8 protein-coding genes are annotated in these 13,122 nt (G+C 55.5%); 7 read left to right on the top strand and 1 reads right to left on the bottom strand.

Annotation, left to right across the window (positions count from 1 at the left end; genetic code table 11):
- Positions 1–196: 196 nt before the first annotated feature.
- Positions 197–550, bottom strand: a complete 354-nt coding sequence (locus tag OGX92_RS16765) for a DsrE/DsrF/TusD sulfur relay family protein (protein ID WP_003833402.1) — start codon at positions 548–550, stop codon at positions 197–199.
- A 73-nt stretch (positions 551–623) separates the two neighbouring features.
- Between OGX92_RS16765 and nasR the strand changes: the two genes are divergently transcribed.
- From nasR to OGX92_RS16730, 7 genes are all read left to right on the top strand, one after another.
- Entirely contained in the window at positions 624–1,805 is a 1,182-nt protein-coding gene (gene nasR / locus OGX92_RS16760) for a nitrate regulatory protein NasR (protein WP_003833400.1), read from the top strand.
- 222 nt (positions 1,806–2,027) lie between these two features.
- Positions 2,028–3,287, top strand: coding sequence for a CmpA/NrtA family ABC transporter substrate-binding protein (locus tag OGX92_RS16755; protein ID WP_286586851.1), 1,260 nt, complete (start codon positions 2,028–2,030; stop codon positions 3,285–3,287).
- A gap of 1 nt (position 3,288) precedes the next feature.
- Positions 3,289–4,164: a nitrate ABC transporter permease gene (ntrB, locus tag OGX92_RS16750; protein WP_008784966.1), complete on the top strand. Its 876-nt coding sequence runs from the start codon at positions 3,289–3,291 to the stop codon at positions 4,162–4,164.
- A gap of 9 nt (positions 4,165–4,173) precedes the next feature.
- Positions 4,174–4,962 carry an ABC transporter ATP-binding protein gene (locus OGX92_RS16745; protein ID WP_003833396.1) on the top strand — a complete coding sequence of 263 codons (789 nt, stop codon included), beginning with the start codon at positions 4,174–4,176 and terminating at the stop codon, positions 4,960–4,962.
- Between the two features lie 10 nt (positions 4,963–4,972).
- Positions 4,973–9,037: a nitrite reductase large subunit NirB gene (nirB, locus tag OGX92_RS16740; protein WP_286586850.1), complete on the top strand. Its 4,065-nt coding sequence runs from the start codon at positions 4,973–4,975 to the stop codon at positions 9,035–9,037.
- Positions 9,034–11,634, top strand: a complete 2,601-nt coding sequence (locus OGX92_RS16735) for a nitrate reductase (protein ID WP_240389417.1) — start codon at positions 9,034–9,036, stop codon at positions 11,632–11,634. The genes nirB and OGX92_RS16735 overlap by 4 nt, the downstream gene beginning before the upstream one ends.
- Positions 11,635–11,736: 102 nt before the next feature.
- Positions 11,737–13,122, top strand: coding sequence for a YchO/YchP family invasin (locus tag OGX92_RS16730; RefSeq protein WP_200921596.1), 1,386 nt, complete (start codon positions 11,737–11,739; stop codon positions 13,120–13,122).

Raw genomic sequence — 13,122 nt, 5'->3', positions numbered from 1 at the left:
TCACTCATTGCATAACACCAAAGGGGGAGCAACAGGATGCTGATTTTGATCAAAAAATGGCATAACGATTAAACAAAAGTGACAAAATCCCTCAAAAGGGTTGAAAGGGCGTGCTAACGTTCAACGAAACCGCGCCCATCTACGATTAAATCCGGAAATTATCGACACTTTCAGTGAGCTTGCCTGAAGCGGTGTATCAGAAGGTCAGCACTTTATCTGCAGCCAGCGTCCATTGAGCCAGTTCTACCAGCGTGCCGACGGCTACTCCGTCAATTAACGGCAGCGTCGTGATCCCACGGCCATCGGTGCAGGTTTTGCACAGTTTGACCGGCACATTTTGCGCCGTCAGGATCTCCAGCATTTGCTGAATATTGTATCCTTCTGCAGGTTTCTGACCTCGTAATCCCGCGGTTACCGCGTCCGACATTAAAAACAGACGCAGGTCGAGATCCGCTTCCTGTTCTCGCAGGGCGATGGCCAGACGCAGGCTGTTAAATAACGATTCGCTTCCATAGGCCGCACCGTTCGCGACGATCACTATCTTTTGCATTTTTACTCCTGTTGTCAGGGGGGCATGGATATTGCTTGTCCTCAGGGATAACCCGTTATCGGTGAGGGCAGAGATGATGACAAATGCACAAAATTCCGGCGCGACGCAATGGTTTCGCCATGCCCGCCAGCTTGAGAACACCCAGCTTCGCCAACTGGCACAGTCCGGTAAGTTGGTGATGCGCATTAGCCATCTGGTGCATATGCTACAGTGCGAACGCGGTGCATCCAATATCTGGTTGTGTTCTCAAGGTACGCTTTATGATCGGGAGGTCCGTGCCAGTCGGGCGCTGGTGGATGAAGAGTGTCGGCAACTGCATATCCTTTTCCAGCACATTATGCCGGTGGCGGGCAGTGCGTTGTGCCACCGTATTGCTGGCACCGTCTGGTGCCTCGATCAGCTAACGACGCTGCGTGAGTCTGTCAGCGGGCAGACTATCGATGCACAACAGGCGATGGAGCAGTACAGCCGGACGTTACGCCATCTGCTGGGTATTGTGCCGCAGCTTAACGACAGCATTGATTATCCCCATGTCGCAGGTGGGCTGGTGGCGCTGTACAGTTTTATGCAGGGTAAAGAGCTGGTAGGACAAGAGCGGGCGTTAGGGGCCATTGGCTTTACCCAGGGCGAATTTAACCCTCAAATGCGCCAGGAACTGGTGGACAGAATAGACGGGCAGCTGCCGTGCTTTGATACCTTTATCTCCCTGGCTTCGCCTGTACTGGTGCAGCATTTTCGTCAGCAATGCGAGGCATCGGGCGCCATCGAACAACTACGACGCCAGGCCTGTACGCGACAACCCCAACTCGATAACGGTGAACGCGCGCTACGCTGGTTTACCCTGCAAACGCAGCGGCTTGAACAATTACGACATCTCGAAGAGATGTTGATTACCGAATTGCTGAATGTCGTGGCGCGTCGGCTGGCGGAAGAAACCTACGCTTTGCCGCTCGACAACTGGCTTGACGACCGTGCTGACGAACCCCTCTCGCTGCGCCGGGATAAACAATTATTGCGGGTTGTTCGCCAGCAGGCTCGCCAGCTGGAGCAAATGAGCGCCCAACTTGCCTCATTGCAGGACGCCTTAGAGGAGCGCAAGGTGATTGATAAAGCAAAAAGCATCCTGATGAATCACCAGCAGGTCAGCGAAGAACAGGCGTGGCAGCTATTGCGAAAAATGGCGATGGATAAAAACCAACGGATGGTCGATATCGCCCGGGCATTGCTTACCGTTAAATCCCTGATGCAGGGATAGCGACTGCACAACAGGCGGGCAGTGTCTGCCATATTTGGGTGCACCGCGGCGTCTGGTACGCGTCGAACCCGCTAAAACCGCCAGTGTAATTCTGGCATCTGAATTGCATTCACTCATACAGACAATTTAGCAGCAGGCCAACGGCGGTCTGACTGTTTTGAGGATAAAGGCGTCCCGCAATGCTTAGGCATTGTTGGACGCCTTTTTTTATGGGGAGCATGTATGGGTGACAGAACAGTTTCGTTAACGCGGCGGCGGTTTTTACAGGCAAGTGCCGTGATGGGGGCCAGCTCGCTGATTCCAGGACTGATGTCTTCGGTCTGGGCGGCAGGGTCTGATGCGCCGGAGATGACTACCGTTCGGGTCGGTTTTATTCCGCTAACCGACTGCGCGCCGCTGGTTATCGCCACCTTGAAAGGTTTTGATAAAAAATACGGCATTACGCTGGTGCCGACCAAAGAGGCCAGTTGGGCCGCAGTGCGTGACAAACTGGTCTCTGGAGAGCTGGATGCGGCTCATGTTCTGTACGGCCTGTTGTATGGCCTGGAACTGGGTATTGCCAGTAAAGCGCAGCCCATGGCCAATCTGATGACGCTCAATCAGAACGGTCAAGCGATCACGCTCTCCGCAACGCTGCTGGAGCAGGGCATTACCGATGCGTCTGCGCTGAAGAAACGGATCGTCTCGCAGGCGCCCGGAACCTATACCTTCGCGCACACCTTTCCCACTGGCACACATGCCATGTGGCTCTATTACTGGCTGGCCAGCGCTGACATCAATCCTTTCACCGATGTTCGCACCGTTGTGGTACCGCCTCCGCAAATGGTGATGAACATGCGCATTGGCAATATGAGTGGCTTCTGCGTCGGCGAGCCGTGGAATGCGCGGGCGATCAACGACCGCATGGGTTTTACCGCGGCGACGTCCCAGGATATCTGGCCCGACCATCCGGAAAAAGTACTCGGTACGCGCCGGGAGTGGGTAGAAAAATATCCACATACTGCCCGGGCACTGGTTAGCGCGCTGCTTGAGGCATCGCGCTGGATAGACGCCAGTGAAGCCAATAAACGCGAAACAGCACAAATTCTGGCGCGCCGGGCCTGGCTCAATACCAAAGAAAGCTATCTGACGGGAAGAATGCTGGGTGATTACGACAACGGGGCAGGTCGTCGCTGGCAGGATCCGCATGCCATACGCTTTTTTCGCGACGGCGAGGTGAGTTTTCCCTGGCATTCCGATGGCATGTGGTTTCTGACCCAGTTCCGCCGTTGGGGATTGTTAAAGCAACAACCGGATTATGCAGCCATTGCCGCGCGCATCAACCGGACCGATATCTGGCGCGATGCGGCAGCGGCGGTTGGTGGGATAACACCTCCTGCGAAATTGCTACGAACCAGTACGCTGATGGACGGTTCCGTATGGGATGGCCGCAATCCAGAAGCCTATGCCAACAGTTTTACCCTCCACCGTACAGGAGCCTGAGATGAAACAAAATACGCAGCTTAAATCCCCTGAGCCGGTAGTCGGTGAGGTCATCACGCTATCAACGATGAAGGTCAGAAAGCGCAAAATGCCATGGTCAATGTGGCTTAGTACATGGCTAAGACGCGCCGTACCCGCTCTGCTGGGGATTGCCTTGCTGGTGGTGTGCTGGCAACTTGCCGCCATCAACAGCAAAGGATTTCCGACGCCGCTGAGCACCCTGGATTCAGCCCTGACGTTGTTTGCCGATCCGTTCTATAACGGCGGGCCGAATGATATGGGTATCGGCTGGAACGTGCTGGCGTCGTTGCAACGGGTCGCGATCGGTTTCGGATTAGCGGCGCTGGTGGGGATTCCGCTGGGCTTTCTGATTGGGCGTTTCACCTTCTTTTCGCACATGTTTTCGCCGCTGATTGCGCTGTTGCGCCCGGTCAGTCCGCTGGCCTGGCTGCCGATTGGACTGCTGTTGTTTCAAAAAGCGGAACCCGCATCGAGCTGGACCATCTTTATCTGCTCTATATGGCCGATGGTGATCAACACCGCCGAAGGGGTGCGGAGAATCCCTGACGATTACCTCAACGTAGCTCGCGTATTGCAACTCTCTGAGTGGACGGTGATGCGGCGGATACTTTTCCCCGCCGTGCTTCCGGCGATCCTCACTGGCGTACGCCTGTCGATTGGCATCGCCTGGTTGGTGATTGTGGCAGCAGAAATGCTCACCGGCGGGTTAGGGATTGGTTTTTGGATCTGGAATGAGTGGAACAACCTTAACGTCGAAAACATTCTCATCGCTATCGTCATCATCGGCGTTGTCGGTCTGCTGCTTGAGCAGGGGCTAATGCTGGTGGCACGTCGTTATAGCTGGCAGGAAAAATAAGGAGACAACATGAAACCCATTATTCAGGTCCAGGCGGTCAGCCAACGTTTTTCGACCGCCAGCGGTGAGTTCCTCGCGCTGCACAATGTCTCTTTTGATATCCATGAAGGGGAGACAGTGAGTTTGATTGGTCACTCCGGTTGCGGAAAGTCGACGCTTTTGAATCTGATTGCCGGCATTACGTTACCAACTGAAGGTGGCCTGATTTGCGATAACCGCGAAATCGCCGGGCCGGGGCCTGAGCGGGCGGTCGTTTTCCAAAATCATTCGCTGCTGCCGTGGCTGACCTGTTTCGACAACGTAGCCCTGGCCGTCGATCAGGTATTTCGCCACACCATGAGTAAAGCCGAGCGACGTGAGTGGATCGAACACAACCTGCACCGCGTCCAGATGGGGCACGCGATGCACAAACACCCCGGTGAAGTCTCTGGTGGGATGAAGCAACGCGTGGGTATTGCCCGGGCACTGGCGATGAAACCCAAAGTCCTGCTTATGGATGAACCGTTTGGCGCACTGGATGCGCTCACCAGGGCACATTTGCAGGATACGGTGATGCACATCCAGCAGTCGCTGAATACCACCATTGTGCTGATCACTCACGACGTTGATGAAGCGGTGCTACTTTCCGACCGGGTTCTGATGATGACCAACGGGCCAGCGGCGACGGTGGGCGAGATCTTGACGGTTGATTTACCGCGCCCACGCAATCGGGTCCAGCTTGCCGATGACAGCCGATACCACCACCTGCGACAACGCATTCTCCATTTTCTATATGAGAAACAGCCGAAGGCGGCGTAAGGAGGGGAAGATGACGCGACTGGTCATTGTGGGTCATGGCATGGCGGCAACTCGTCTGATTGAGGCGCTTGTTATGTACAAAAACGGCGGCATTTCCGTCACCGTTATTGGTGAAGAGCCGCAGCTTGCCTACAACCGGATCCAACTTTCACCGGTGCTGGGGGGAGAAAAGCCCTTTGCGCAAACTTTGCTTCATCCGGCGCAGTGGTATCTCGATCACGGCGTGACGGTTCTGAGCGATGAAGCTGTGTTGGCCGTTGATGCCACCAGCCGCAGCCTGACCACCACAAAACGGCTTTTGTTCTGGGATGAGCTGGTATTTTCCACCGGATCGTATCCGTTTATTCCGCCCATTCCAGGCGTCCAACAACCGCATGTTCATGCTTTTCGCACGATGCAGGATGTCGAGGCGATTCTCCAGCAGTCTGGGCCAAAGGTGGTGCTGGGTGGTGGCGTTCTCGGCGTGGAGGCCGCGGCAGCCTTACGTCTTCACGGTGACGATGTCACGTTGATTCATCGCGCGGGAAGGTTGATGGAACAACAGCTTGATCAACAGGCCAGCGATCTGCTGCAGGCGCAACTAACAGGACGTGGTATTCGCTGCGAGCTTAGTTCTGGGCTCGTCAGTATCGAAGCCGACTGCGTAACGTTGCTGGATGGCCAGCGTATTGCGGCGGATGGCGTGGTGATTGCCACGGGGGTTAAACCCAATATCTCCCTGGCGCAGGAGTGCGGTGCTGTTTGTCAGCAGGGGATTGTGGTGGATGAACAGCTTCGCACCTCAATGCCCGGCATTAGCGCCGTCGGGGAATGCTGCGAGATTAACGGCCAGACGTGGGGACTGGTTGCGCCGTGCCTGAAACAGGCTGAGGTGTTGGCTGCGCGACTAGCGGGTTTTATCGGTGCCGGATTTGGTTGGCAGGCGAGTGGAACGCGCCTCAAGGTGACGGGAATTGATCTGTTTAGTGCAGGCGTAACGGACACGACGGCGACGGATGCCACCCTGAGCACATACGATCCGCTCAGCGGGCACTATCGCCGCTTGCTGACGCGTGATGGAAAACTCCATGGTGTGCTGCTGATGGGCGATTGCCATAGCGCAGCGCCATTAACCGATTTGCTGGCCCAGGGGGCGACAGCACACTCCGACTGGCTCTTCGACCGCTTTGATACGCAGCCATCGGCTGCAGGACAGATGACGATGACAAAACCGACACTGGCTGTTGTGGGACACGGTATGGTTGGCCACCATTTTCTTGAGCAATGCGTTAGCCGTAATCTTCATTTGCATTATCACATTGTGGTGTTTGGCGAAGAACGTTATGCCGCCTATGACCGGGTGCATCTGTCAGAGTATTTCGCCGGGCGCAGCGCGCAATCACTTTCGCTTGTCGCTGATGATTTCTTTGCCCGTAATGGCATAGAGCTACGTTTGGGGCAATGCGTGACCGAGATCGATCGTGAGATGCACGTCATCCGCAACGCCGACGGACATGAAACCCACTGGGATTCGCTGGTACTTGCCACCGGATCGTATCCATTTGTCCCCCCTGTGAAAGGTGGGGACTCACCCGCCTGCTTTGTTTATCGTACGTTGGACGATTTAGATGCCATTGCAGCGAAAGCGAAAAGTGCGCGCCGCGGGGTGGTGATCGGCGGAGGCCTGCTTGGTCTGGAGGCGGCGAACGCGCTGCGTCAGCTTGGGCTGGAAACGCATGTTGTTGAGTTTGCCGCTAATCTGATGGCGGTGCAGCTGGATAACGCCGGTGCCGCGATGTTACGAGAAAAGATAGAAGCGCTGGGCGTTGGCGTCCACACCGCGAAATCGACCACGGAAATTGAAAGCACTTCTGACGGACTGGTACTGCACTTTGCCGATGGCGAAAAGCTGGAAACTGAAATGGTGGTCTTTTCTGCAGGGATTCGTCCGCAGGATGCGCTGGCGCGTCGTAGCGGTTTAGATATTGGCGAACGCGGTGGGATTTGTATCGATAACCACTGTCGCACGTCAGATGACGCCATTTTTGCAATCGGCGAATGTGCGCTGTGGGAAGGGCGAGTCTTTGGCCTTGTCGCGCCGGGGTATCAAATGGCGCGGGTGGTCGCCGCACAGCTGGCCGGAGACGATGTCAGCTTTAGCGGCGCGGATATGAGTACCAAACTCAAGCTGCTGGGCGTTGATGTTGCTTCTTTTGGCGATGCGCATGCCCGTACGCCGGGCGCGAAAAGCTATCAATGGACGCATGGTCCTGAGCAGATCTACAAAAAGATCGTCGTCAGCGCAGAGGGCAAAACGCTGTTGGGCGGAGTGCTGGTTGGCGATGCTGGCGATTACGCCACGCTATTGCAAATGATGTTGAATGGGATGCCGCTTCCTGGTCAGCCGGAATCGCTGATCCTGCCCGCGCTGGCGGGCGGTGCGCCAAAAGCGCTTGGGGTTGCGGCATTGCCCGATACAGCGCAAATCTGCTCTTGTCATAACGTCAGTAAGGCCGATATATGCCGGGCGGTAAGTGCTGGTGCGACGGACATTGGCGCCATCAAACAGTGCACTAAAGCAGCGACCGGTTGTGGCGGATGCAGCGCGCTGGTGAAACAAGTGATGGAGCACCAACTTGCGGCCCAGGGCGTTGAGGTCAAAAAGGATATCTGTGAACATTTTCCCTGGTCGCGCCAGGAGATTTATCACCTTGTACGGGTGAACCATATCCATACTTTCGAACAGTTGATTAGCCGTTACGGCCATGGTCACGGCTGCGAAATCTGTAAACCTCTGGTGGGGTCAGTGCTGGCGTCCTGCTGGAATGAGTATCTGCTTAAACCTGCGCACTTACCGCTGCAGGACACGAACGATCGCTATTTTGCCAATATTCAAAAAGACGGTTCCTATTCTGTGGTCCCGCGTATGCCTGCGGGAGAGGTCACACCGGACGGCCTGATCGCCATAGGACAGATTGCGAAACGTTACCAGCTGTACAGCAAAATCACCGGCGGGCAACGGGTGGATCTTTTCGGCGCGCGTCTGGAACAGTTACCTGATATCTGGCGCGAACTGGTGGCTGCGGGGTTTGAAACAGGGCATGCGTACGGGAAGTCGTTGCGAACGGTGAAGTCTTGCGTTGGCTCGACCTGGTGTCGCTACGGCGTACAGGATTCAACGGCAATGGCGGTGATGCTTGAAAATCGCTACAAAGGGTTGCGTGCACCACACAAAATTAAAATGGCGGTGTCCGGTTGTACCCGGGAGTGCGCCGAGGCACAGAGCAAGGATGTGGGCGTCATTGCGACGGATAAAGGCTGGAATCTCTATCTGTGCGGCAATGGAGGAATGAAACCACGCCATGCCGATTTGTTTGCCAGTGATTTAGATGATACCGCGCTGATGCGCACTATCGACCGTTTCCTGATGTTCTACATTCGCACCGCGGATCGTCTGCAACGTACCAGCACCTGGATGGATAACCTGGAAGGGGGCATTGCGTATTTGCGTGAAGTGATCCTCGACGACAGTTTAGGGATTGCCAGTGAACTGGAACAAGAGATGGCGCGGGTTGTGGAAAGCTACCAGTGCGAATGGCAAACCACGCTCAGTAGCCCGCAGCGTCTGGCGCTGTTTCGTTCATATATCAATAGTGATGAGGCGGATGAGACGGTTGCCCGCGCGCCTTTACGCGGGCAACCGCAGTTGGCTAAACCTGCATCCAGGGGCCGTGAGTCATTACCGACAAAACCCTGGCAGGAGATATGCACCCTTGATGCAATCCCTGAGCAGGCGGGTATTGGCGCACGTCTGGGAGATGTGCAAATTGCATTATTCCGCTTTGGGCAGACGATTTATGCCCTTGATAACCTTGAACCCGGTAGTGCTGCGCAGGTGTTATCGCGCGGTATTCTGGGGGATGTGCAGGGTGAGCCGATTGTTATCTCGCCGCTGTATAAACAACGTATTCGTCTGCGCGATGGCCGCCAGTATGACAGCGGAGAACAGGCGGTACGCGCCTGGCCGGTGAAAGTGGAGGCGGGCAAAGTGTGGGTGGGAACTCAGGCGCTGATCCTGCGGGCGGAGGCATCATGAGTGAGACTCGTACAACGTGCCCGTACTGTGGCGTTGGCTGCGGCGTGATTGCGCAGGTAGACAATAATGGCGTCACCGTCAGAGGTGACCCCGAACATCCGGCAAACTTTGGCCGCTTATGCGTCAAAGGCGCGGCGCTGGCTGAAACCACAGGACTTAGCGGCAGGTTGTTGCAACCGATGGTGGATGGCGAAACGGCGAGTTGGTCGCAGGCGCTGGACACCGCCGGCGAACGTCTGCGCGCTATCATCGCTCAGCATGGCCCGCATGCCGTAGCCTTTTATGCCTCCGGGCAACTGCTGACGGAGGATTACTATGCGGCGAATAAGCTGATGAAAGGCTTCATTGGCGCGGCCAATATTGATACCAATTCGCGGCTTTGTATGTCGTCTGCGGTGACCGGATACAAGCGGGCGCTAGGAGCGGATGTCGTGCCCTGCAGTTATGAGGACATCGAATGCAGTGATTTGGTGGTATTGGTGGGATCGAATGCAGCATGGACGCATCCGGTGCTGTATCAGCGTCTGGTGCAGGCGCGTAATGCTAATCCGTCGATGAAAGTCGTGGTTATCGATCCTCGCTGCACCGCAACCTGTGATATCGCCGATCTGCATCTTTCCCTGCTGCCCGGTAGCGATGCTGGGCTGTTTGTTGGCTTACTGAACAGGATTGTGGCTGAGGGTAATGCGCAAAGTGAATTTGATGACGCTGCAGAAACGTTTGCTATTGCGCGCGACTGGAGCCTCGCGCGTGTGGCGCAGTTTTGCGGGCTGGATGTTGCCGATATTGTCACCTTCTATGACTGGTTTATGCGCGCGCCAACAGCCATCACGCTATACACCATGGGCATTAACCAGTCTGCCAGCGGTAGCGATAAGTGTAATGCGATTATTAACGTGCATTTGGCCAGCGGTAAGTTTGGTCGACAGGGGTGCGGCCCATTTTCGCTGACCGGGCAACCCAATGCGATGGGCGGCCGGGAAGTTGGCGGGTTGGCGACGCAGCTGGCGGCGCATATGAATTTTGAACCCCAGGATCTTGCCCGCCTGTCCCGCTTCTGGGGCACTGAAAGGTTGGCGCAGACGCCTGGTTTGATGGCCGTGGATTTGTTTGAGGCGATCGGTAAAGGCGACGTTAAAGCGGTATGGATCATGGGGACAAACCCGGCGGTGTCATTACCGGACAGCCATGCCGTGTGCCAGGCGTTGGCAGCCTGTCCACTGGTGATTGTCTCTGAAGTCGTGGCAGACACGGACACCAGCCGCTACGCGCATATTCGGTTTCCGGCTCAGGCCTGGGGCGAAAAAAACGGTACGGTGACGAACTCAGAACGACGGATCTCGCGCCAGCGCGCATTTTTACCAGCGCCGGGTGAGACGAGGGCGGACTGGTGGATCGTCGCGCAAATAGCGAAACAGTTGGGTTTTGCCCATGCGTTTGGCTGGCAAAGCGCATGGGAGGTATTTTGTGAACATGCGGCGCTTTCCGGTTATGAAAACAGGGGGGAACGTGCATTTGATATCGGCGCGTTAGCGGAGCTGACGCATCAACAGTGGGATGAGATGACGCCGGTTCGCTGGCCAGTGAGTACCGGCTCATCAACGCTAAATTTTTGGCAGGGGTGGCGTGGTAACCAACGTTTACGCCTGGTATCTGTTACGCCACAGGGGATGAAAACTGCCTGTGATGCCCTCTATCCATTGGTGCTAAACAGTGGTCGCATTCGCGATCAGTGGCACACTATGACGCGGACGGGGACGATTTCACGCCTGATGCAGCACATCAATGAACCGCTGGTAGAAATTGCACCAGAGGATGCCTATCGCTTAAAGCTGAATGAAGGTGCGCTATGCCGGGTTAACTCCCCGCGAGGCGTAATGGTTGGTAGGGTGACCATTCACCGTGGGCAGCGGCCAGGGAACGTCTTCACTTCAATGCATTGGAATAATCATTTTGCCCGTCAAGGACGGGTAAATGCATTGGTGGCGCCGATTTGTGACCCTGACTCTGGACAGCCGGAAAGCAAACAGACAGCGGTGCGCATTATGGCATGGCAGCCCCGGTGGCAGGGAGAGCTGTTTTGTCGCTCCGTGCTGACGTTACCGGGGTTCGTTCACTGGTGGCGCAAAAGTGCTGACAATGCCGTGCGTTATACGCTGGCGGGCGACAGCGATATTTCTGCGTGGCTGCAACAATATTGTGTGACGCAAGGCTGGCAACTTCAGCAGGCGAAATGGGAGCAGGGACTGAATCTGTTGGCCTGGCATGAAGGAAAGCTGATGCTTGGGCTCTGGTCAGCGGCAACGCTGCCGCAGATTGATGATGCGGCGATCCTCTGCGCATTCATGCAAACGCCGGAAAACGCTCAGACTCGTCATGCCCTGTTGGGCGGGAAACCCGGTGGTATTACGGCTGATAAGGGCGCGACTATTTGTAGTTGTTACAGCGTAGGAGAAAAGGCCATTACCCAGGCTATCGCTAACGGTTGTGATACGGTTCAGGCATTGGGAAAAGCGTTACGTTGCGGGAGTAATTGCGGCTCGTGTATTCCGGAACTGAAGACATTACTGGCACAAAAAATTACACTCAATGATTAAGGATATTCCTGAAAATTTGAGAAAAAGCTGCAAAGGGGACGTCGGACAGGTAGGATTTACGCTGTGGTCCCCAAATTCAATGATATAAAAGCCAGTAACGATTTGAGCCGTTTTGTTTGCTGCAGATTTTCTCTTCTCCTACTCTTGCCATTGGCAGGCGGTATTGCCAGCGCACGGACATCTTTTATTTACCAGGCCGAAAACCCTTTCGATAACAATAGTGATGGTTTACCCGATCTCGGTCTGGCGCCGGAGTCGCGGGCCGGCGAAAAGCACTTTGCTGAAATGGTCAAAGCGTTTGGTGAAGCCAGCATGACCGATAACGGGCTTGATACGGGTGAACAGGCGAAGCAGTTCGCATTTGGTCAGGTGCGTGACACGGTCAGCGAACAGGTTAATCAGCAACTGGAATCCTGGCTCTCTCCCTGGGGAAACGCCAGCGTTGGATTGCAGGTGGATAACGAAGGCAGCTTTACCGGAAGTCGGGGAAGCTGGTTTATCCCATGGCAGGACAATCCACGTTATCTTACCTGGAGCCAGTTGGGGCTGACGCAACAGGACGAAGGTTTAGTCAGCAATGCGGGGATTGGGCAGCGCTGGGTACGCGACGGCTGGTTTCTGGGTTACAACACCTTTTATGACAACCTGTTGGATGAAAATCTGCCCCGGGGAGGCCTTGGCGCCGAGGCGTGGGGCGAATACTTGCGCTTATCCGCTAACTATTACCAACCGTTGTCCTCCTGGCAGGAGCGTTCCGCAACCCAGGAACAACGGATGGCCCGCGGCTACGACCTGACTGCGCAAATGCGCATGCCGTTCTATCAACACCTCAATACCAGCGTCAGCGTGGAACAGTATTTTGGCGACCGGGTGGATCTGTTTCATTCCGGAACCGGGTACCACAATCCTGTGGCGGTGAATCTGGGATTGAGCTATACGCCGGTGCCGTTGATTACCGTGACGGCACAACATAAGCAGGGCGAAAGCGGAATCAGCCAGAATAACCTCGGCTTAACGCTGAATTACCGATTTGGCGTACCGCTAAAAAAACAGCTGATGGTCAGCGAGGTGGCAAACAGCCGATCGCTGCGCGGCAGTCGTTATGACGATCCGCAGCGTAACAATCTGCCGACGCTGGAATATCGTCAGCGTAAAACATTGTCGGTATTTTTGGCCACGCCGCCCTGGGATCTCAAGTCTGGTGAGTCGGTGGCGCTGAAGCTGCAGGTGCGTAGTTTGCATGGGATCCGCCATTTAACCTGGCAGGGTGATACCCAGGCGTTGAGTTTAACGGCGGGTAGCGATAACCGAAACGTGCAAGGTTGGACGATTATTATGCCGAAGTGGGACAGCAGCGAAGGCGCGACAAACCGCTGGCGGTTGTCTGTGGTGGTAGAAGATGAGCAGGGTCAGCGTGTCTCTTCCAATGAGATCACGCTATCACTGACCGAACCGTTTATTACCGTTTCGGAAAATGATCCTCGTTAG

Source organism: Citrobacter sp. Cpo089 (genome assembly GCF_030332695.1).
Lineage (GTDB): Bacteria > Pseudomonadota > Gammaproteobacteria > Enterobacterales > Enterobacteriaceae > Citrobacter > Citrobacter portucalensis.
The sequence above is the reverse complement of the archived record's forward strand: the minus strand, read 5'-3'. Positions and strand labels throughout refer to the sequence as shown.

Bases quoted from the DNA above. Each gene is read 5' to 3' on its own strand.
- OGX92_RS16735 (WP_240389417.1), top strand. From the start codon at position 9,034: ATGAGTGAGACTCGTACAACGTGCCCGTACTGTGGCGTTGGCTGCGGC.
- nasR (WP_003833400.1), top strand. From the start codon at position 624: ATGATGACAAATGCACAAAATTCCGGCGCGACGCAATGGTTTCGCCAT.
- nirB (WP_286586850.1), top strand. From the start codon at position 4,973: ATGACGCGACTGGTCATTGTGGGTCATGGCATGGCGGCAACTCGTCTG.
- OGX92_RS16765 (WP_003833402.1), bottom strand. From the start codon at position 550: ATGCAAAAGATAGTGATCGTCGCGAACGGTGCGGCCTATGGAAGCGAA.
- OGX92_RS16755 (WP_286586851.1), top strand. From the start codon at position 2,028: ATGGGTGACAGAACAGTTTCGTTAACGCGGCGGCGGTTTTTACAGGCA.
- ntrB (WP_008784966.1), top strand. From the start codon at position 3,289: ATGAAACAAAATACGCAGCTTAAATCCCCTGAGCCGGTAGTCGGTGAG.
- OGX92_RS16745 (WP_003833396.1), top strand. From the start codon at position 4,174: ATGAAACCCATTATTCAGGTCCAGGCGGTCAGCCAACGTTTTTCGACC.